Origin of the sequence: Rhizobium sp. H4 (genome assembly GCF_003013335.1) — a bacterium.
Classification (GTDB): domain Bacteria; phylum Pseudomonadota; class Alphaproteobacteria; order Rhizobiales; family Rhizobiaceae; genus Rhizobium; species Rhizobium sophoriradicis.
In genome coordinates, this window is the sequence record NZ_PSOW01000014.1 from 149,185 (window position 1) to 169,205 (window position 20,021).

19 protein-coding genes and 1 pseudogene are annotated in these 20,021 nt (G+C 60.3%); 11 read left to right on the plus strand and 9 right to left on the minus strand.

Annotated features, from left to right (window positions below; genetic code table 11):
• Nucleotides 1-8 precede the first annotated feature (8 nt).
• Together C4N04_RS21865 and C4N04_RS21870 are read left to right on the plus strand one after the other, a co-directional pair.
• Nucleotides 9-1,199, plus strand: coding sequence for a divergent polysaccharide deacetylase family protein (locus C4N04_RS21865; protein ID WP_077992391.1), 1,191 nt, complete (start codon nucleotides 9-11; stop codon nucleotides 1,197-1,199).
• Between the two features lie 24 nt (nucleotides 1,200-1,223).
• Complete coding sequence (locus tag C4N04_RS21870) at nucleotides 1,224-1,757, plus strand: RNA pyrophosphohydrolase (protein WP_077992397.1); 534 nt, start codon at nucleotides 1,224-1,226, stop codon at nucleotides 1,755-1,757.
• A gap of 69 nt (nucleotides 1,758-1,826) precedes the next feature.
• Here the strand turns inward: C4N04_RS21870 and bfr are convergent, their stop codons facing one another.
• From bfr to C4N04_RS32230, 5 genes and pseudogenes are all read right to left on the minus strand, one after another.
• Nucleotides 1,827-2,312: a bacterioferritin gene (bfr, locus tag C4N04_RS21875; protein WP_009994966.1), complete on the minus strand. Its 486-nt coding sequence runs from the start codon at nucleotides 2,310-2,312 to the stop codon at nucleotides 1,827-1,829.
• Nucleotides 2,278-2,677, minus strand: a pseudogene (locus C4N04_RS21880) ((2Fe-2S)-binding protein). Before C4N04_RS21880 ends, bfr begins: the two are co-directional and overlap by 35 nt.
• A gap of 98 nt (nucleotides 2,678-2,775) precedes the next feature.
• Entirely contained in the window at nucleotides 2,776-6,240 is a 3,465-nt protein-coding gene (locus tag C4N04_RS21885; protein WP_106797016.1) for an error-prone DNA polymerase, read from the minus strand.
• The gene (locus C4N04_RS21890) at nucleotides 6,237-7,784 is read right to left on the minus strand and encodes a DNA polymerase Y family protein (RefSeq protein WP_280950800.1); all 1,548 of its coding nucleotides are present in this window, start codon (nucleotides 7,782-7,784) and stop codon (nucleotides 6,237-6,239) included. The genes C4N04_RS21885 and C4N04_RS21890 overlap by 4 nt, the downstream gene beginning before the upstream one ends.
• On the minus strand, nucleotides 7,696-8,640 hold the full coding sequence (locus tag C4N04_RS32230; RefSeq protein ID WP_245425643.1) for a hypothetical protein: 945 nt from the start codon (nucleotides 8,638-8,640) through the stop codon (nucleotides 7,696-7,698). The genes C4N04_RS21890 and C4N04_RS32230 overlap by 89 nt, the downstream gene beginning before the upstream one ends.
• A gap of 162 nt (nucleotides 8,641-8,802) precedes the next feature.
• On the opposite strand from C4N04_RS32230, the gene C4N04_RS21895 reads away from it, so the two are divergent.
• Nucleotides 8,803-9,240: a metallopeptidase family protein gene (locus C4N04_RS21895; RefSeq protein WP_008528622.1), complete on the plus strand. Its 438-nt coding sequence runs from the start codon at nucleotides 8,803-8,805 to the stop codon at nucleotides 9,238-9,240.
• A gap of 22 nt (nucleotides 9,241-9,262) precedes the next feature.
• On the opposite strand, the gene C4N04_RS21900 is transcribed toward C4N04_RS21895, so the two are convergent.
• Nucleotides 9,263-9,469, minus strand: coding sequence for a DUF1737 domain-containing protein (locus tag C4N04_RS21900; RefSeq protein ID WP_009996762.1), 207 nt, complete (start codon nucleotides 9,467-9,469; stop codon nucleotides 9,263-9,265).
• A complete protein-coding gene (locus C4N04_RS21905; protein WP_106797018.1) occupies nucleotides 9,469-10,374 on the minus strand; it encodes a CoA ester lyase in 906 nt (301 codons plus the stop codon). The genes C4N04_RS21900 and C4N04_RS21905 overlap by 1 nt, the downstream gene beginning before the upstream one ends.
• Before the next feature lie 113 nt (nucleotides 10,375-10,487).
• On the opposite strand from C4N04_RS21905, the gene C4N04_RS21910 reads away from it, so the two are divergent.
• From C4N04_RS21910 to leuD, 3 genes are all read left to right on the plus strand, one after another.
• The gene (locus tag C4N04_RS21910) at nucleotides 10,488-10,721 is read left to right on the plus strand and encodes a hypothetical protein (RefSeq protein ID WP_106797019.1); all 234 of its coding nucleotides are present in this window, start codon (nucleotides 10,488-10,490) and stop codon (nucleotides 10,719-10,721) included.
• Nucleotides 10,722-10,828: 107 nt separating this feature from the next.
• Nucleotides 10,829-11,251: a glyoxalase/bleomycin resistance/extradiol dioxygenase family protein gene (locus C4N04_RS21915; RefSeq protein ID WP_009987234.1), complete on the plus strand. Its 423-nt coding sequence runs from the start codon at nucleotides 10,829-10,831 to the stop codon at nucleotides 11,249-11,251.
• A 132-nt stretch (nucleotides 11,252-11,383) separates the two neighbouring features.
• Nucleotides 11,384-11,992, plus strand: a complete 609-nt coding sequence (gene leuD / locus C4N04_RS21920) for a 3-isopropylmalate dehydratase small subunit (RefSeq protein WP_038692803.1) — start codon at nucleotides 11,384-11,386, stop codon at nucleotides 11,990-11,992.
• Nucleotides 11,993-12,155: 163 nt separating this feature from the next.
• On the opposite strand, the gene C4N04_RS21925 is transcribed toward leuD, so the two are convergent.
• Nucleotides 12,156-13,088 (minus strand): pyridoxal-phosphate dependent enzyme, encoded by a 933-nt coding sequence (locus C4N04_RS21925; protein ID WP_039622897.1) that lies wholly within the window; start codon nucleotides 13,086-13,088, stop codon nucleotides 12,156-12,158.
• Nucleotides 13,089-13,256: 168 nt separating this feature from the next.
• On the opposite strand from C4N04_RS21925, the gene leuB reads away from it, so the two are divergent.
• Together leuB and lpxE are read left to right on the plus strand one after the other, a co-directional pair.
• Nucleotides 13,257-14,369, plus strand: a complete 1,113-nt coding sequence (leuB, locus tag C4N04_RS21930; protein ID WP_038692060.1) for a 3-isopropylmalate dehydrogenase — start codon at nucleotides 13,257-13,259, stop codon at nucleotides 14,367-14,369.
• A gap of 252 nt (nucleotides 14,370-14,621) precedes the next feature.
• Nucleotides 14,622-15,374, plus strand: a complete 753-nt coding sequence (lpxE, locus tag C4N04_RS21935; RefSeq protein ID WP_179363785.1) for a lipid A 1-phosphatase LpxE — start codon at nucleotides 14,622-14,624, stop codon at nucleotides 15,372-15,374.
• A 43-nt stretch (nucleotides 15,375-15,417) separates the two neighbouring features.
• Here lpxE and C4N04_RS21940 read toward each other — a convergent pair whose 3' ends face one another.
• Nucleotides 15,418-17,304, minus strand: coding sequence for an MFS transporter (locus tag C4N04_RS21940; protein ID WP_077992405.1), 1,887 nt, complete (start codon nucleotides 17,302-17,304; stop codon nucleotides 15,418-15,420).
• 281 nt (nucleotides 17,305-17,585) lie between these two features.
• On the opposite strand from C4N04_RS21940, the gene C4N04_RS32235 reads away from it, so the two are divergent.
• From C4N04_RS32235 to C4N04_RS21955, 3 genes are all read left to right on the plus strand, one after another.
• The gene (locus C4N04_RS32235) at nucleotides 17,586-17,837 is read left to right on the plus strand and encodes a hypothetical protein (protein WP_077992472.1); all 252 of its coding nucleotides are present in this window, start codon (nucleotides 17,586-17,588) and stop codon (nucleotides 17,835-17,837) included.
• A 111-nt stretch (nucleotides 17,838-17,948) separates the two neighbouring features.
• Nucleotides 17,949-18,983, plus strand: a complete 1,035-nt coding sequence (locus C4N04_RS21950; RefSeq protein ID WP_038692066.1) for an aspartate-semialdehyde dehydrogenase — start codon at nucleotides 17,949-17,951, stop codon at nucleotides 18,981-18,983.
• Between the two features lie 167 nt (nucleotides 18,984-19,150).
• Complete coding sequence (locus C4N04_RS21955) at nucleotides 19,151-19,975, plus strand: lytic murein transglycosylase (RefSeq protein ID WP_038692068.1); 825 nt, start codon at nucleotides 19,151-19,153, stop codon at nucleotides 19,973-19,975.
• Nucleotides 19,976-20,021 lie beyond the last annotated feature (46 nt).

Here is a 20,021-nt window from a genome sequence, read left to right on the forward strand (position 1 = left end):
CGAGAAAATTGGGAACGGACCTGCATGCGCCTTTGGGGCGCAACCGCAAAACCGCCAGCCGGCGTCCCGGCGTGCTGCGCCTCGGCCGCATTGCTGCCAGTCTCTGCCTTTTCGCGATAGGCGGCTTTTCTCTCTATACCGCCTTTCGGGGCGACGGGCTGGAGCGCGCCAAACCGCCGACGGCCGAACAGGCCGCAACCCAAGCTTCCGGCAAACCGCCGACGGCCGCTGCCGACCAGGCGGCGGACGGAATGCCCCGCGCCGATCCACGCTCGGGCGCCAATGTCGAACAGATGATCACCGGTGATGGCTCCGTCGTCACCAAATACAGTCCCCGCCCTCGCGACGGCAGCGGACCGGTGCTGGTCGATGCCATGCAGATCGGCCAGGACCCGCGCATGGCAGCCCAACCCAATGAAGCACTGCTCGAAGACACCGCCTTTGGCAGGCTGCCGATCGTCGGCCCCGACGGCCGGCGGCCGATGGACCAATATGCCCGTCCCTCATCCGGCGCACGTGGCATCCGCATTGCCATCGTCGTCAGCGGCCTTGGCCTCAGCCAGACGGGGACGCAGCGCGCCATCGCCGAATTGCCGGAGGAAATCACCCTCGCCTTTGCCGCAAGCGGCAACAGCCTGCAGCGCTGGATGCAGGAGGCCCGCCGCGGCGGCCACGAGATTCTTCTGCAGGTGCCGCTCGAGCCATTTGATTATCCGGCCAATAATCCCGGTCCGGAGACGCTGCTGACCTCGAAGCCGGTGGCCCGCAACATCGAGAACCTGCACAAGGCGATGGGTGAGATCACCAATTACACCGGCATCATGAACTATCTCGGCGGCCGTTTCCTCTCCGACCCCGCCGCCATGGAACCTGTCATGCGCGATATCGGCAAGCGCGGCCTGCTGTTCCTCGACGACGGCACGTCGGCGCAGTCGAAAACGGCGACGGTCGCCAAAGGCACCGAACTGCCCTATGCCTTTGCCGACCTGCAGCTCGACGGCCAGCTCGATATCAGCGCCATCCTGAAGAAGCTCGACGAGCTCGAACGCATCGCCCGCAAGAATGGCCAGGCGATCGGCATCGCCTCGGCTTTCGATGAAAGTGTCGACGCTATCGCCAAATGGAGCGAGGAAGCATCCATGCGCGGCATCGAGATCGTCGGCGTCGCGGCGCTTTCCAACGACCCGAGAAGCCCCTGAGATAATTCCTGAACGGAGAAGAAGATGAGCCAGGCGACCGTGAAAGCCGAGGATCTGCCCTACCGTCCCTGCGTCGGCGTCATGATCCTGAACCGCGATGGCCTGGTCTGGGCCGGGCGACGGATCCCCGACGGCAATTCCGAATATGACGGCTCGCCGCAGCTGTGGCAGATGCCCCAGGGTGGCATCGACAAGGGCGAGGATCCCTTGGACGCCGCCTATCGTGAGCTCTACGAGGAAACCGGGATCAGAACGGTGACCTTGCTTGCCGAAGCAAGGGACTGGATCAACTATGATCTGCCGCCGGCGCTGATCGGCATCGGATTGAAAGGGAAATTCCGCGGCCAGACGCAACGCTGGTTCGCCTTCCGCTTCGAGGGCGACGAAAGCGAGATCGCCATCAACCCGCCGCCCGGCGGTCATGATCCGGAATTCGATGCCTGGGAATGGAAGCCGATGCAGGAACTGCCCGGTCTGATCGTTCCGTTCAAGCGCGCCGTCTACGACCAGGTGATCGCCGAGTTCCGGCATCTGGCAGCGCTGCAGTCGGAAGACTGAGCGCCTTTTTGCGCGAAGACGTGTATTGAAGATGCCAGCCGCGCGGAGTGGCCGGCATTTCCGTCCGAATTATTCGGCTTCGTTGGCCGAATCGGCGTTAAGCTGGCCGTATTTGCTCTCGCCGATTTTCTCGAGCAGATCGAGTTGCGTTTCGAGGAAGTCGATATGGCCTTCCTCATCCGCCAGCAGTTCTTCGAAAAGTTTCATGGAAACGTAGTCGCCGGCATCGTGACAGATATCGCGCGACTTCTTGTAGGCCGTGCGGGCGTCATATTCGCCGGCAAGATCGGCTTCCAGCACTTCCTTGACATTCTGGCCGATGCGCAGAGGCGCCAGAGTCTGCAGATTCGGATGGCCTTCGAGGAAGATGATGCGCGCAACAAGCCGATCGGCATGGTGCATTTCTTCGATGGATTCGGCGCGCTCCTTCTTGGCGAGCTTGGTGTAGCCCCAGTCCTCGAGAAGCCGATAATGAACCCAATATTGATTGACCGCGCCGAGCTCGAGGAACAGTGCCTCGTTAAGCCGCTCGATGACCTTTTTGTCGCCTTTCAATGTCCGCTCTCCTGTTTTCCTCATGGAATCGTTTCAAGCGTGACATGAAATCAAATATTTCGGTCTCCGTCGAGTGGCGACGGGCGTGATATTCCTCGGTCGTCTGGATGATGATATCGACCACATTGGGGAAGCAGCCGCAGCAACGGCCGCGTTTTTCCATGGCGTGGTAGACCTTCGCAGGTACGATAAGCTGCCAACAGTCCTCGTCGAGAAGGTTGGTGATAACCTCCCGGATTTCCTTGTCGGTTATATAATTGCAGCTGCAGACAAGCACGTCTTCATTTCCAAACATGACACTGACTATCGTGTTTTTTGCTAAAGAAGATGATGGCTGTCAAGAAAAAATTCGAATCCGATTGCATCGATTGGAAGCGATGGACGAGGGCTGTTGCAGATTGTCTGAAATTTTGCAGCGAGCGCATGATGAAGGTGTGCCCGGTCAGCGGCCGCTTTGACGTGTTCAATGAAAGTTCCGCCCGCGCGGCATGACCTCGGCGGTTTCCGCCGCACCGCCATGGCGTCCCGCCGCACTCATCCGTCTTTCCAATTCCGCCTTCTCCTGCGCAGTCGCAAATTTTCTCTGCCGTGGGTCGACCCCCGGCCTCAGCACCTCGTCCGCGCGCTCACAAGCGCCGAAACGCCGGGCCTCGCGTTGCAGGATGCCAAGCGCCGGCGTCATGTCCTCGATATGCTCGACGACCGTATGGATCACCCCGCTATGGCTTTGCAGCCTGCCGCGGATTTTCACCAGCCGGGCCCCCATGACGACTGCCCTATATTTGTCGAACATCTTGTTCCAGACGATCGCATTGGCAACGCCGGTTTCGTCCTCCAGCGTCATGAAGATCACGCCTTTGGCCGAACCCGGGCGCTGCCGCACCAGCACCAGACCGGCAATCGTCACTCTCTTCCCGTTGGGCACCGTCAGAAGATCGACATTGCGTGTGATGCCCGCCTTTCGCAATTCCTCCCGCAGAAACGAGACGGGATGCGCTTTCAGCGACAGCGAGAGATAACGATAATCCTCGATCACCTGCTCGCCCGGCAGCATATCCGGCAGCACCGCCGCGGGTTCGGGCTGAAGGTCGATATGACGGACCTGTTCGAAAAGAGGCAGCTCTTCGGCCGCACTCTTCACATCCAGTGCCCGCACAGCCCAAAGCGCTTCGCGGCGCGACAGATTGATGGATCGGAATGCATCCGCATCCGCCAGTCGCTCGATGACGGATTTCGGCAGACCGGATCGCAGCCAGAGATCGCGCACCGAACGATATCCTTGCCCTCGATTGTCGACAAGCCGTTTCATATCGTCTGACGAGAGACCTTTGATCTGCCGGAAACCCAGCCGCACCGCATGCCGGGTCTTGATGATCCCCCGCATCTGCCCATGCCGGAAATCGACAGCCTTTCGGTCGAAGGCAGCCTCTTCCAAAGTACAATCCCAGTCGGATTCATTGATGTCGACCGCTAGGATCCTTACCCCATGTTCGCGTGCATCCCGCACCAGCTGAGCCGGCGCGTAAAACCCCATCGGCTGGGAATTCAGCATCGCCGCGCAGAAGACATCGGGATAATAGGCCTTGAGCCATGAAGAGGCATAGACGAGCAGCGCAAAGGATGCGGCATGGCTTTCCGGAAAGCCATATTCACCGAAACCTTTGATCTGATTGAAACATTGCTTTGCGAACTCGGGATCGTAATTCTTTGCGACCATTCCCTCGATGAAGCGCTTCTCGAAATCGCCGATCGTACCGGTCCGCTTGAATGTCGCCATCGCTCTGCGAAGCTTGTCGGCCTCTGCCGGCCTGAAGCCTGCAGCGGTGATTGCGATCTGCATCGCCTGCTCCTGAAAGAGGGGGACGCCGAGGGTTCTTTCGAGGACCGCTTCCAGCTCCTTGCTTGGATATTTCACGGGAATGTTCCTGGCCCGCTGCTCCCGGCGTTTCAGATAGGGATGGACCATATCGCCCTGGATCGGTCCTGGCCGAACGATCGCCACCTCGATAACGAGGTCGTAGAATATCTTCGGCTTCAGGCGCGGCAGCATGCTCATCTGCGCCCGGCTCTCGATCTGGAAGACGCCAAGCGTATCGGCCCGGCCCATCATCTCATAAACCGGCTTGCCCTCGTCCCCATGCTCCCTGTTGCCGAGGTCTGCGAGCGTCTTCTTGACATCATAATGCAATTCAAGCAGCGAAAAGGCCTTCCGCAGACAGGTCAGCATGCCGAGCGCCAGCACATCCACTTTGAGGATCTTGACGTTGTCGAGATCGTCCTTATCCCATTCGATCATGTAGCGATCCGGCATCGCCGTCTTCATGATCGGCACGACCTCGTCGAGTCGGTCCCGCGTGATGACGAAGCCGCCGACATGCTGGGTGAGGTGGCGCGGAAAGCCGAGAAGCTCGGAGGCATATTGCAGCACGTTCTGGGTCAGTGGATCCTTGACGTCGAGACCGGCCGCCTTGGCATCCCGATCGGAGAGATTGTCCTCCGACCAACCCCAGACGAGGCTGCTGATCGCCGACTGAACATCCTCCGACAGGCCAAAGGCCTTGGCGACCTCACGGCCGGCAGAACGGGTGCGGTAGGTGGTCACTCCCGCCGTCAGCCCGGCATGTTCGATGCCATATCGTCCGTAGATGAACTGGATGACTTCCTCACGCCGGTCATGCTCGAAATCGACGTCGATATCCGGCGGCTCGTCCCGGTCCATCGAAATGAAACGGTCGAAAAGCAGCGTGCTCTTCTGAGGGTCAACTTCCGTTATTTCAAGGCAATAGCAGATGACCGAATTTGCCGCCGATCCGCGTCCCTGGCACAACACCTTGAGGTCATAACGGGCGTGCTGGATGATCCTGTGAACCGTCAGGAAGTAGGAGGCGTAGTTCTTATCGCCGATGAGTTTCAGTTCATAATCGATCTGCTGCGCCACCTTGGGTGGCACACCCCCGGGATAGCGCCTTGCGGCTCCCGCCCTCGTCAGTCTCTCAAGGGTCTGCTGCGGCGTTTCGCCGGGATCGTTTTCAGGCGGATAATTGTGCTGCAGTTCCTTCAGCGAAAAGGTCAGTTTGCCGAAAAAGACCTGCGTATTTTCGACCGCATCGGGATAGTCCCCGAATATCCGCATCATTTCACGTGAATCCTTGAGGTAGCGCTCGGCATTCGGCGCCAGCAGGAATCCGGCTTGTGATATCTGCACATGCTCCCGGATCGCGATCACGACATCTGAAAGCGGCCGGCGTTCAGGATGATGGTAAAGCGGCTGGTTGGTCGCAATCAACGGCACGCGATTTCGGGCGGCAAGCATGGCAAGCACCGCAAACACCTGCCTGTCGCGACCGTCATAGGCCGGCGCCAGCACCATAAAAAAAGCCTTGCGGAAACGTCTGCGAAACCGTTCCAGATAATCCTCCAGCGCAGTCTGGCCCGCCTGGCTCTCGACAAGGGTACGATCGGCAACGAGGGCAAGCATCATCTCGTCCCCCCATTCCATGAGCTCCGCTTCGGTCAGGATGCAGGTTCCCTTGACCGCTTCCTCCTTCAGATTGCCAGCGCTGAGAAGGCGGCAGAGGTTTGCCCAGCCCCGCCGATTGCATGGGTAGGCGAGGATATCAGGCGTGTCGTCGGAAAAGACGAGACGGGCGCCCGGCTGTATCCGGATTGGATGGAAAATCCTTTCCTTTTTTCCGTTCTCCTCCGCTTGGGCCATGATCGCATCTCTGTTCTTGTATCTCTCCTCAAGCTGTTCCGCCTGGGCATGCGCACGCACGACGCCGGCAACCGAATTCCGGTCGGCAATTCCAAGACCGCCGAGTCGGAGATGAGCAGCCTGCAAGACCATCTCTTCCGGACTGGAGGCGCCTTCGAGGAACGAGAAATTCGTCTTCGCGCCGATCTCGAAAAATGCGCGCTCGCTCTTCATGCAAACACACCGTGCATGAACCAGCGGGGATCGAGTTCCCGGCCATAGAAACCTCGACGATAGATCCAGAAACGATGGCCGCTCTCGTCCTCGATGCGAAAATAATCGCGCGCCTCCGCGTCACTTCCGTCGATCCACCATTCCATGGCAATCCGCTCCGGACCTTCGCTTTTTGCCACTTGATGCTGCATACGCCGCCAGCGAAAGATTTGCGGCGGACCATCGGGCACTTCGGCGAGTACGGTCTCGACCGGCTCCGGCGTTGCAAAAAGCCGCAACGGGCGCTCTTGGCGGAAAGGAAGAGAAGCCTTCTGCTCGGCTTTCCTACGTCTTGAAAGATTGTCCATCGTCGGAACCGCGATGACGGCGCGTTCCGGCACATGGCTCTCGCGGAGTTGGAAACTTTGCAGACAATCCTCACCCAGCCGAGCGGAGACACGGTCGACGAAAGCCGAAAGGGAGATTTCTCCCTGACGATCGCCTTCGAAGTCAGCCTGCGCTTCGTTGAAGGGATCATGCCGCAACACATTCAGCCGCACGATCTCGAAACCATAACCGGCATCGAGATCGTCATAGACCGCCTGCAGGCGCTCGGAAAAAAGCCCGGCGATAAATTTCGGTTCGCGAAGCGGTTGCGAAGCGCCGACGGAAATACGGAAGACCCTGCCGTCGACGCGGAAGAGCACCAATTCGAACACCCGCCCGCCGGCGCCTCGTGCCTCCAGCGACGGCTGCAGCGACACGGCGACCTGCCTGGTGACGGCAAGGATCTGTTCTTCAGTTCCGATTGGCTCGATCAGGCGGCTTTCGGCCGAAAGGCTGGCGACCGGACGACGGGGCGAAACCGCTTCCTCTTCATGTCCCAGCGCCTGGTCGAGACGCAGCAGCAATTCCGGCCCGAACCGGCGGGTCAGCGGTGCCCGCGGCGCATTGATGATGTCGCCGATATATTTCAGACCGAGCTTCTTCAGCGCATCGACGGTTTGCCCCTGCAGCCGCAAAGCTGCGATCGGCAAGGACATCAGCACTTGCTCCGTCTCCTCATCCTCGATCACGCCGCTTTGCCCGAAACGCGACACCGCCCAGGAAAGACCCGGCGACGATGAGATCGCGCCGCGCGCATCGATCCCCATGTGAAACAGCCGCGACAGAACATCCTTGAGAAGCGCCTTTTCGCCGCCGAAAAGATGCGTGCAGCCGGTAATGTCGAGAAACAGGCCGTCCCTGCCGTCGAACGCCACCAAAGGCGTATACCGGTCGCACCAGTCGGCAATTGCCTCCAGCAGCCGGCGGTCGGCCGCCGGATCCTCTTCCACCACATCGAGCGTCGGATACATGGCGCGCGCTTCGGCCACGCCCTGTTCCTTCTTCAGCCCCAGCCGCTCGGCCAATTCGTCCAGTGCCGTCAACCGCATGGCATTGTTGAGCTTGCCCGAACAGACGATGGACGGCGCCTCAGGACGCCCTTTCGAACGCCAGGAGGGCCCCCATCGCCTGCGGGCGATACGATCGGTTGGCAGATGCGGGAAGCTGAGCGCCAGAATGCGCTGAGTGTTCGCCTGGAGGACGAAGGAGGTTTGGTTCGGAGACAGGGAAAAATTCGCGTTCATGGGGGTTCCACTCCAGGAGAAAGGAGAGCGGGGCCGGATTGCGGCTCTTCTCCAGCGTGAGACGGAAAACCGGATTGCCGATACTGCCGGCAAGCTTCGATCCATCCGGCAACGGCCGCAGACCAGACGGTGCCGGTTCGACATGCAGGCGCAAGGCCGCACTGCTAGCCTCCTCCGCTCCTGCCTGCCGCAGAAGAAAGAGCGGACGACGGGCAGCATGCGCCCTGAGACTGAGCCTGCGGCTTTCGGTCAGGCCGAAATGCGCAGGGTTGCCCCGCACTTCGAGGATGACGGCCGAGAAAGCAGCGCTTTCCACCGCTGCCTCCGCGAGCCAGAGCGCTTCGTCCAGCTTGCGCGGCGCGGCATGGAGATATCGTTCCGGACTCAACCCGAAATCCCGAAGCCCGGGAGCATAGGGACGGCCGGCCTCCAACGTGCCGACGGCATCGCCGATCCAGAGCAACGGCATAAGCCTGCCGGCATCTGATTCCTGTTTCTGCAGCCGCGCGGCAACAGCCATCGCCAGCCCGCTTGCCGCGCCCGCATCGCGAGACAGCGCGGAGCGGAATTCGGTAATCCCATCGAGGGGCAGGCCGCCTTCCAGCGCCCTATCGACAAACTCCACCCCAAACGGCAAGGGGGGCAGAATGCGCTCCTGGCGGGTCTTGCGTCCTTGCGCCAAGGCTTCCTGCTCCGCGGCCGCAAGCGCCGGCGCGGGCTTTCCCTCCAACTTAGCGATGGTTTCGCGGAGCGCAAAAAGCCGCTCGCGCGCCAGGGCGTTCTGCGCCATGGCGTTTCTCCGATCCGTCTTGTTCCTGTTATGTTCTTATGGATTCCAGAGAGCGGAAGAAGAGTCAACAACCATTTTCTATGAATTTATTCCTGCCTTTGATTCCGCACTCGAAAATCGGCGATAAAGGTTCTATATGGGCCCGCAAAGGAAGGAACATTCATGGCCCGCATAGACCAGAGCGATGATTGGCGGGACCGCCATGCGCCGACGATCAGCACTTTCGAGTCGCTGGCCATGGAGGCCTATAGCCATCTGCCCGATGAATTCCGTCAGCTGACGACCAACCTCACGATCGAGATCGAGGATTTCCCCGATGACGACGTTTTCGAGGACATGGCGCTGGAAACCCCTTTCGACCTGCTCGGCCTTTTCGAGGGCAGGGGCATTTCCGAACGTTTCACGGTGGAAACCGGCGAGATGCCAAACCGCATCCGCCTCTACCGGCGCCCCATTCTCGATTACTGGGCGGAGAATGACGAGACGCTCGGCGATATCATCACCCACGTCCTGATCCACGAGATCGGCCACCATTTCGGGCTGAGCGACGATGATATGGAGCGGATCGAGGCCAGCGCCGAGGAAGCCGCGGAGCGTTAGGCGTCTATCCTGGAATTAAGTCTTACTGCTCGGAGAGTTTCATCTCCGGATCGTAATCCTTGCCTTCGACAGTCTTGACGACGGCCTGGCCGCACTGCATCGCGCCGGTTGCGGCATTGAAGGCATAGGTCGGCGAACCCTCCAGCGACCAGCCCTTGTTGAGGGCGGCGGTGACCTTGTGGCAGAACGAGGCGTCGTCGGGACCGGTCAGGAAGCGGTAGAGTTTCATCAGGCGGGCTTTCTTGCAGATATCAGGCGAGCTTTATGAACCAGAGCCTCGGCCTGGACAAGATGCAGCCGTTCGATCATTCGCCCGTTGGCGTTGATGACATTGAGGCCCCTGGCGTCAGGATCGGCAAAAGCTGATATGACCGCCTCGGCTTCCGCAATCTCCTCCGCACTCGGCCCGAAATGCCGGTTGGCGGGCTCGATCTGCGAGGGATGGATCAGCATCTTGCCGGCAAAACCCATGGCGCGGCCCTGGCCGCATTCGGCGTCGAAGCCTTCGGCATCCTTGAAATCATTGAAGACGCTGTCGATCGCATCGAGCCCATAGGCCCTGACCGCAAGGACGACCTGCATCAGCCACGGCACGAGATAGCTCCGTCCCGGCTGGGGAAGCACGCCCGTTTCCTTGCGCAGGTCATTAAGCCCGACGACGAGACAATCGAGCCTTGCACCCGGCGTGCGGCCGGCTCCGGCGATCGCTCCGACATTCAGCACGCCGCGCGGTGTCTCGATCATCGCCCAGATGCGCAGCGCCTCCGGCGCCTCCGCATCGGCAAGCAGATCGCTGATGTCAGTCACATCGCCAGGTTCGTCCACCTTCGGCAGGAGAACGGCGTCGGGCAAAAGCGCCTTGACCAGATCGAGATCCGCCGCCCCGAATTCGGATGACAAAGAATTGATGCGGATGATCCTCTCCTTGCCCTCAAGCGGCGGCCCGGCAAAAAAGCCGCGTAGATTTTCCCGCGCCTGCCCCTTCTTCTCGGGCGAGACGGAATCCTCCAGGTCGAAAATAACCGCATCGCAATCAAGGGAATGGCTCTTTTCAAGCGCCCGGAGATTCATGGCGGGCACGCTCAGCACCGAGCGGCGCAGATGCAGGGAACGGAGAGGTATGGTTCGGCTCATCACTCATTAGTGCCAAGCTTCGCAAAGCCCGGCAAGACAACAAAAAGCCATGCTTGCCTTGCAGAGAGAAAAAAGAAGGACCACATTCCTTTCTGTAGAAAGGTATCAAACCCATGCAGAACATTCGCTCCATCTTCTTCATACTTGCCGGCGCCACCGTTTTTGTCGCCATGCTGCTTCTCACCTTTTCGGTGACGCTTGCCGTCGGCGGCATCCTGACCGTGCTCATGGTCGGCCGCGCCCTTTCGATGAAGATGAAGCCCGCTCCGGTCCGCGCCAAGGCAAATAATGGCCAACGCGAAATGCGCATCTGGAATGACGGCCGCGGCACGATCATCGACCTCTGAACTGCTTTCCAGAAAAAACTGACCGACACTGTCGGATCATGCTTCCATGATACGTCTTTGAAGCAGCCAGGCATTCCGCCGGCGCTCAGAAACGATGGAGGACGAGCATGGATACGACGACGGAAAACAATCCGGTTAAAATGCCGCCGGTCAAGAATGGCCTGCTGCCCTATCTGACGGTCGATGGCGCGGTGAAGGCCGCGGAATTCTACATGAAGGCCTTCGGCGCCGAGGAGGCCCATAGGGTGCCGGTCGACGAGAGCGGCCGGACGATGCATATTCATCTCTATATCAACGGCAGCTCCCTCATGCTGGCCGATGCCTATCCCGAATACGGCCATCCCTTCAAAGGTCATGAAGGCTTCGCCATCCAGCTGGTCATCGACGATATCGATTTCTGGTGGGAGCGCGCGGTTGCGGCCGGCGCCGAGGTCGTCATGCCTATCGAACTGATGTTCTGGGGCGACCGCTACGGCCAGCTTCGCGATCCGTTCGGCGTCCTCTGGGGCCTGAACGCCCCGACCAAGTAAGAACGCGCGCACCCTGACGGCCGCGCGAAACGCCGCGTGGCCGCCACTTTCGAAAGATTCTCCTTCATTTCGGCGAAAAACTGGACTAGATGCAAATTCAGGAAAGTACGTTTGCTGAAATGGAGCATGGTCATGGATAAATTCGTCAAGCTGACGGGCGTTGCAGCGCCCTTGCCGGTCGTCAACATCGACACCGACATGATCATTCCGAAGGACTATCTGAAGACCATCAAGCGCACCGGTCTCGGCACCGGCCTCTTCGCCGAGGCCCGTTACAACGAAGACGGTTCCGAAAATCCCGATTTTGTCCTGAACAAGCCGGCCTATCGCGATGCCAAGATCCTGGTCGCCGGTGACAATTTCGGCTGCGGTTCCTCGCGCGAACACGCTCCCTGGGCGCTGCTCGATTTCGGCATCCGCTGCGTGATCTCCACCAGCTTCGCCGACATTTTCTACAATAACTGCTTCAAGAACGGCATCCTGCCGATCAAGGTCAGCCAGGAAAACCTCGATAAGTTGATGGACGACGCCTCGCGCGGCTCCAACGCCATCCTGACCGTCGACCTGGAAAACCTCGAAATCACCGGCCCCGACGGCGGTTCGATCAAATTCGATCTCGACGAGTTCAAGCGCCACTGCCTGCTGAACGGCCTCGACGATATCGGCCTGACGCTGGAAAAGGGCAAGGCGATCGACGAATTCGAAAAGAAGAACGCTTCTGCCCATCCCTGGGCCGCTTAAAGCCCGAACGAATGACGATCGATCAAGCCGGGCCTTTGCCCGGCTTTTTCTTTTCTAAAGCATGCCGCGCAACTGTGCAGCGGTTTTGCGGCAACGACATGCTTCAACAAAGAACTTTAAGCGCAAGGAGGCGAATCCGAAAGAACGCGACGCGCTTTAGAGATCAGAGAAACCGCTCTTTCCAGAGCCTCAGCTTTTCCAGCGACACGCCGATGCCGCCGCAGACTTCGATTAGTGGATTGTCGAAGCGCGCCAGCAGCCCGGCATGGACATCGGCAACGGCAAGGGCGGCACCGCAGGCCGGCTCGACCAGGATGCGCCGCGCATCGGCAAATTTCAGGCAGGCGGCAACGGCATCGGCATCGCTGACGAGAACGCTTTCGATCGGATGCTGTTTCGGCAGGTCGAAGACATGCTGGGCGACCTGCCGCGCGCCGAGCGATGTGGCGATCGAGGTGATGGCAGGCAGGATAATGCGCTCATTTGCCTTGAGGCTTTCATGCAGCGAAGCCGCCCCTTCGGTTTCCACGGCAATCACAGGCACGTCGGGAAGCCCGTTTCGCTTCAGCCCCTCCACAATGCCGGCAAGCAGCCCGCCGCCGCCGACGCTGGTGACGACGCAGTCAAATTTTGCGCCCTTCGCCACCACTTCGTCGACCAGCGTCGCATGGCCATCCCACAAAAGCGGATGGTCGAAAGGATGCACATAACTCGCCTTGCGGCTCCGGGCGCGTTCGACCGCGTGGGCATTGGCCTCGTCGAAAACGGCTCCGTGCACGAGGACACTGGCGCCGGTTGCCGCAATCGTCTGCCGGACGTCGGCCGCCGTCGTCTCCGGCACGACGATCGTGACCGGCACGCCGAGCGCGCGGCCGGCATAGGCTGCGGCAATACCGGCATTGCCGCCGGAAGCACAGAAGATCTCGCGCGCGCCATTTTCCACCTCGTGCTGGCAAAGCCGGCCGACGCCGCGTAGCTTGAAGCTACCGGAGGGCTGCAGTGCGTCGAGCTTCAGCCAGAGCGGCTTGCCGCTGGCGCTGAAATCAGCGGCTGTTCGAGCCAGCGGCGTGTCGAGATGGAGAGGCGCTGAAGGCATGGAAACATTCCGGAAATATCTGCTGGAGCCTTCCGTTCTATTCCAGTTGGAGGCGTCGGAGCAACTATCGGCGCTGAGAGCGAAGCGTACCGATTCACCCTTTCTCTCGCTTGAAATGCCCATTTCCGGGGTCTAAGAAGCCGCAGCTTGTTTTTCCAGGAGGGCTCCATGACAGCGCGCAATCTTTTCCTGCTGCCGGGTGACGGCATCGGTCCCGAGGCCATGGGCGAGGTCCGCAAGATCATCGCCTATATGAACGAGGCAATGAATGCCGGTTTCGTCACCGACGAAGGCCTTGTCGGCGGCTCCGCCTATGATGCCCATGGCGCGGCGATCTCGGAAGACGACATGCAGAAGGCGCTTGCCGCCGATGCCGTTCTGTTCGGCGCCGTTGGCGGCCCGAAATGGGATAGCGTGCCCTATGAAGTGCGCCCGGAAGCCGGCCTGCTTCGCCTGCGCAAGGATCTGCAGCTTTTCGCCAACCTGCGTCCCGCCATCTGCTATCCGGCCCTTGCCTCGGCCTCCTCGCTGAAGCCGGAACTGGTCGAAGGCCTCGATATCCTGATCATCCGCGAGCTGACCGGCGGCGTCTATTTCGGCGAGCCGAAGGAAATCATCGATCTCGGCAATGGCCAGAAGCGCGGCATCGACACGCAGGTCTACGATACCTACGAGATCGAACGCATCGCCGGCGTCGCCTTCGAAATGGCCCGTACGCGTCAGAACCGCGTCTGCTCCATGGAAAAGCGCAACGTCATGAAGTCGGGCGTGCTCTGGAACCAGGTGGTCACCGAGACGCACAAGGCGAAATATTCCGACGTTCAGCTCGAACATATGCTCGCCGATGCCGGCGGCATGCAGCTGGTGCGCCAGCCGAAGCAGTTCGACGTCATCGTCACCGACAATCTCTTCGGCGACATGCTCTCCGACGTCGCTGCCATGCTGACCGGCTCGCTCGGCATGCTGCCCTCGGCCTCGCTCGGCGCGCCGGACGGCAAGACCGGCAAGCGCAAGGCGCTCTACGAGCCGGTGCACGGCTCTGCCCCTGATATCGCCGGCAAGGGCATCGCCAACCCGATCGCCATGATCGCCTCCTTCGCCATGTGCCTGCGTTACTCCTTCAACATGGTGAAGGAGGCCGACGATCTGGAAAAGGCGATTGCCAACGTGCTCGACAAGGGCATCCGCACCGGCGACATCATGGCCGATGGCGCAAGGCAGGTCGGCACCGTCGAGATGGGCGATGCGATCCTTGCCGAGTTCAAGGCGCTTTCCGCCTGATATATTTCACGTGAAACAGTTTCCCGCCCTTCGCATTACGCATGCGGAGGGCTTTTTTCATGGATGAACAATCCGCGGTTCAGTCGAATTAGCCAAAACGGGCTATCCTTGGCCATAATCTCGTGTATTTTTGCGCCGGATTTCACGAGCGCATACTCAGCCGTCGTATGAATTTCCGGTTTATGCGCCACAAAGTGATAGAGCGCCTGTCGGACGCGCCGCGCTCGAAGGCTATTTTGAACGGACGACTAAATGCGGGCATTTTGGACTTCCCTGGACAGGCGCTGGCGCCGGAGCGACGCTGCCATGCCGCCTTTGCGCTGGCAGGCCTGCCTCTTCATCACGATCAACGCCGTGATCCTTTCCATGCTGCTCTTCGATGCGCCGATAGGCGCCAGCGAGCCTCCTGAATCGGTGAAGCAGCTTGGCGAGCTCCTGACCGGTTTCGGCGATTCCGCCTGGCTAATCATTACCAGTATCCTGCTCTTCTTCCAGGGCAGGGCGGGCTACAAGCTCTTGAAGACGGCGCGAGCCAGGGCGCAGGCACTCTATGTCAGCTGGATCGGCGCCTATCTCTTCACCACGGTCGTTTTCTCAGGGCTCCTCGCCAATCTTTTGAAGCGGGCGATCGGAAGGGCTCGTCCCGATCACTTCCACGACTACGGCATGTTTTCTTTCACGCCCTTTTCGGGCCATTCCGCTTTCGAAAGCTTTCCTTCCGGCCATTCCACCACGGTCGGCGCCTTCTTTGCGGCCTTCGCGCTTCTGTTTCCGCGCTACCGCGTTGCCTTCATCGCCTGCGCCATCTGGCTCGGCATGACGCGTGTCATGGTCGGCGCCCATTATCCGAGTGATGTCATCGCCGGCCTTGCCTTCGGCGCCTGGTTCTCGCTGCTGATGGCGATCGTCTTTGCCCGCTGCGGTTTGCTCTTCAAACTGGCGCCGGACGGCTGGCCGCTCGCCAAGCGCCTGTTCCCTGACATGGAAAAGCCCGGCGCCTTGTGAGCGCCGGGCCGGTTTCTAGAGCTTCTGAGACGCGAGTGCGTCATCAATCCATCGCGTGGATGTCCCTGTTCTTCGTTTCCGGCAGGAAGATCAGGCCGATCACCAGCGTGATCGCCGCAAAAACGATCGGATACCAGAGACCGTAGTAGATATCGCCCGCAGCAGCGCTCATCGCGAAGGCGGTTGCCGGCAGCAGGCCGCCGAACCAGCCGTTGCCGATGTGATAAGGCAGCGACATGCCGGTATAGCGGATGCGGGTCGGGAACAGCTCGACCAGAAGTGCAGCGATCGGGCCGTAGACCATCGTCACATAGAGGACGAGGACGAACAGGATCGCAACCGTGCCGACCCAGTTGACGCGGGCAGGATCGGCGGTCATGGCGAAATTGCCGCCATTGGCGATGGTATAAACCGCCATGTCGGTGACGCCATTGGCCTCATCGGCCGTCAGCAGCTTGCCTTCGACCAGCTTGGCCGCCGGCATGGTTTCCTTGGCGCCGGCGCGGATAGCTTCGGCATTGAGCGCCAGTTCCGGATTGGCGGCGATGAAGGCATCGAGCTTGGCATCCGGCACCTTGGCGACACCGCGTTTCAGCGGATAGCCGGCATCGTGAAGCGCGATGTTGACGCTCTTTTCGAAGGCGGCAGTCATGCCCTTCGCCTTGTCGCCGGCGGCAGCGGCGTCAAAGCTCGGAACCGTCGCGTTACCAACCTTCACCGTCGCCGGCTGCCCGGCAGGGCCTGCAACGACGTCATAAGGCACCGAGTTCTTCGTCAGGAACGCCGTCGCCACGTCGCAGGAGCTGGTGAATTTCGCCGTGCCCGTCGGGTTGAACTGGAACTTGCAGTCCGCCGGGTCGGCCGTGACCGTCGCGCGGATCGAGGCCTGCGCTTCGGCAAGTGCCGGGTTTGCTGTCCAGGTCATCGCCTTGAATAGCGGATTATAGGTCACCGCGGCGATGAGAAGACCGGCCATGATGATCGGCTTGCGGCCAATCTTGTCCGAGAGCGCGCCGAAGATGACGAAGAACGGCGTTCCAAGCAGAAGCGAGATCGCAACCATGATGTTGGCCGATTGCAGATCCACCTTCAGCACGTTCTGCAGGAAGAACAGTGCATAGAACTGACCGCCGTACCAGACGACCGCCTGGCCCATGGTGGCACCGAGAAGCGCGATGATCGCGATCTTGGCGTTGCGCCATTGGCCGAAAGCTTCGGTCAGAGGCGCCTTGGAGCCTTTGCCTTCCGCCTTCATGCGCTGGAATGCGGGCGACTCGTTCATCTTCAGACGAATCCAGACGGAAATGCCGAGCAGGACGACTGAGACCAGGAACGGAATGCGCCAGCCCCAGGCGGCGAATTGAACCGGACCCATGATGGACTGAACCAGAATGATGACGATCAGCGACAGGAACAGGCCGAGCGTTGCCGTCGTCTGGATCCACGAGGTGAAATAGCCGCGGCGCCCGTTCGGCGCATGTTCGGCGACATAGGTTGCCGCACCGCCATATTCACCGCCAAGCGCCAATCCCTGCAGCAGGCGCAGGCCGATCAGGATGATCGGAGCTGCGATGCCGATCGTGGCCGCACCCGGCAGGATGCCGACGAGGAAGGTCGACAGACCCATGATCATGATCGTCACGAGGAAGGTGTATTTGCGGCCGACGAGATCGCCGAGACGGCCGAATACCAGCGCGCCGAAGGGACGCACCAGGAAGCCGGCGGCAAAGGCGAGTAGCGTGAAGATGTTGCGCGTCGCCTCGGGATATTGGGTGAAGTAGGTCGCGCCGATATAGGTGGCGAGCGAGCCGTAAAGATAGAAATCATACCATTCGAAAACGGTGCCGAGCGAAGAAGCGAAGATGACCTTCTTCTCCTCGCCCGTCATCGGACCGGCCTTCGCGCCGTCGATGCTTGCGACATTTGCCATTGTCTGTCCTCCACAGAGTGATGAGCAACGCGCGCGGCCTACTCTCCTCAAGCATACCCCTGGCCGCGACACGCCTGACGGGAGTGTGCCAGAAACGGCGGATCAAAAAGAGGGATGCTTTGGGATTATGACTTTAGTCTAACAGCGGGGGAGCTCTGTCGCGTGCATCGCGCGCTCCGCTGGAAGGAAATTTCGCTGCGGTTTGCGGCGGACGCCACCTCAGATCGTGCCCGACGCCCTCCTCCGCGTGCTCATGCGCGTCCGTGGATATACCTAGACGGCTGGATCGAACCAGAACGGTCCGTTCCCAGGCGGTCCTTACGACAGCACTCCTTCCGTCTGGCAGCCGCCCGCGCAAAAACCTTGACTCCTGTGGAAAACCTTTTAAGAGCGACAGCGGAAAAGGAATCTCCATGGTTCGAGACGAACACGCCATTGCCGGATGCAATGACCGGGCACGGGTTGCCGGGGTGGATATTGCCGTTCCGGTTTCTGCCAAAACCAAGGCCAAAACGACGACGAAAACCGTCTGACGTCTCTGGCCTGCCGCTCTCTCCCCGGCTCGGCTGGGGACAGGAAGACGCGATCCGTCGCGCCTTTCCCCTCACCGGACAAGAGGAGAGAAGAGAAAGAGAGCTTGAGAAATGGGTTTCAAAGTAGCAGTCGCGGGAGCGACCGGAAATGTCGGCCGGGAGATGCTCAACATCCTCTCCGAACGAGGCTTCCCCGCCGATGAGGTCGTGGCGCTCGCCTCGGCGCGTTCGCAGGGCACCGAGGTGTCCTATGGTGACCGGACATTGAAGGTCTCCAATCTGGAGAACTACGATTTCTCCGACACCGACATCTGCCTGATGTCGGCCGGCGGCGAGGTTTCCAAGAAGTTTTCCCCGAAGATCGGCCAGCAGGGCTGCGTCGTCATCGACAATTCCTCGGCCTGGCGCTACGACGCCGACGTGCCGCTGATCGTGCCGGAAGTGAACCCGGATGCCGTCAGCCAGTTCACCAAGCGCAACATCATCGCCAATCCGAACTGCTCGACCGCCCAGCTGGTGGTGGCGCTGAAGCCGCTGCATGACTTCGCCAAGATCAAGCGCGTTGTCGTCTCGACCTACCAGTCCGTCTCCGGCGCCGGCAAGGACGGCATGGACGAACTCTTCAACCAGACACGCGCCGTCTTCGTCGCCGACCCGATCGAGAACAAGAAGTTCACCAAGCGCATCGCCTTCAACGTCATCCCGCACATCGATAGCTTCATGGAAGATGGCTATACCAAGGAAGAGTGGAAGGTGCTGGCCGAGACGAAGAAGATGCTCGATCCGAAGATCAAGGTGACCTGCACCGCCGTGCGCGTACCTGTTTTCATCGGCCATTCGGAATCGGTCAACATCGAGTTCGAAAACGAGATCACCGCCGACCAGGCCCGCGACATCCTGCGCGATGCGCCGGGCTGCCTCGTCATCGACAAGCGCGAGAACGGCGGCTACATCACGCCCTATGAATCCGCCGGCGAAGATGCGACCTACATCTCGCGCATCCGCGAGGACGCGACGGTTGAAAACGGCCTTAATATGTGGGTAGTCTCCGACAACCTGCGCAAGGGCGCGGCTCTGAACGCGATCCAGATCGCCGAGCTGCTCGTCAATCGCGGCCTGGTCAAGCCGCGCAAGCAGGCCGCCTGACACCATTTGTAAACCATAAGATGTTAAAGCCCTGCTCGGTGAGCGGGGCTTTTTCAAGCAATACAGCTGTATAAGCGTTCGCTAAAAGGTGATCGTGACAAAATCGCGGGTGACTGGCATTCTCTTGCCCGCCTAAAAACTATGCAGATCGAGAGCGGGGTTTCTCAATGCGCATGACAAAGTTGTTTCTGGCGGCCGCTGCGGTAATGGGCGTCCTCCATACGGTACCGGCGTTCGCGCAAGGAGCGCAATGCGGCAATACCAGCGCCGGCTTCGATGCCTGGGTTGCCGATTTCAAACAGACGGCAGCGGCCAACGGCGTCAGCCAATCGGTGCTCAGCCGCGCCTTCGCCAATGTCAACTATAACAAGCCGACGATCGCCGCCGACCGCGGCCAGAAAAGCTTCAAGCTCTCCTTCGACGCCTTCATGCAGAAGCGCGGGGGAGCCGCCATCATCTCCCGTGGCCGCAGCATGAAGGCCGCCAACCAGGCCCTTTTTGCATCGCTTGAGCGTCGCTTCGGCGTTCCCGCCGGCCCGCTGATCGCCATCTGGGGCATGGAGACCGGTTTTGGCAGCTATATGGGCAATCAGCATACGCTGTCGGCTGTTTCGACCCTTGCCTATGACTGCCGTCGTTCGGAATATTTCACCGACCAGCTCTATGCCGCGCTCCAGCTCGTCTCCGAAGGTTATCTGAGCCCGCAGGCAAAGGGTGCCGCCCATGGTGAAATCGGCCAGACGCAGTTCCTGCCGAGGAACGTCGTGCGGTTCGGCGCCGATGGCGACGGCGACGGCCGTGTCGACATGGTCGCCTCCCGCGCCGATGCGCTGGCCTCGACCGCCAATTTTCTCAAGGGTCACGGCTGGCGCGCCGGCGCCGGTTATCAGCCGGGAGAGCCGAATTTCGCTGCCATCCAGGGCTGGAACGCCGCCAGCGTCTATCAGCAGGCGATTGCCTATATCGGCCAGCAGATCGACGGCGGCAGATAAGCCTTCAGAGACAATGATCCCGCGAAACGCCGCTGCAATATGCGGC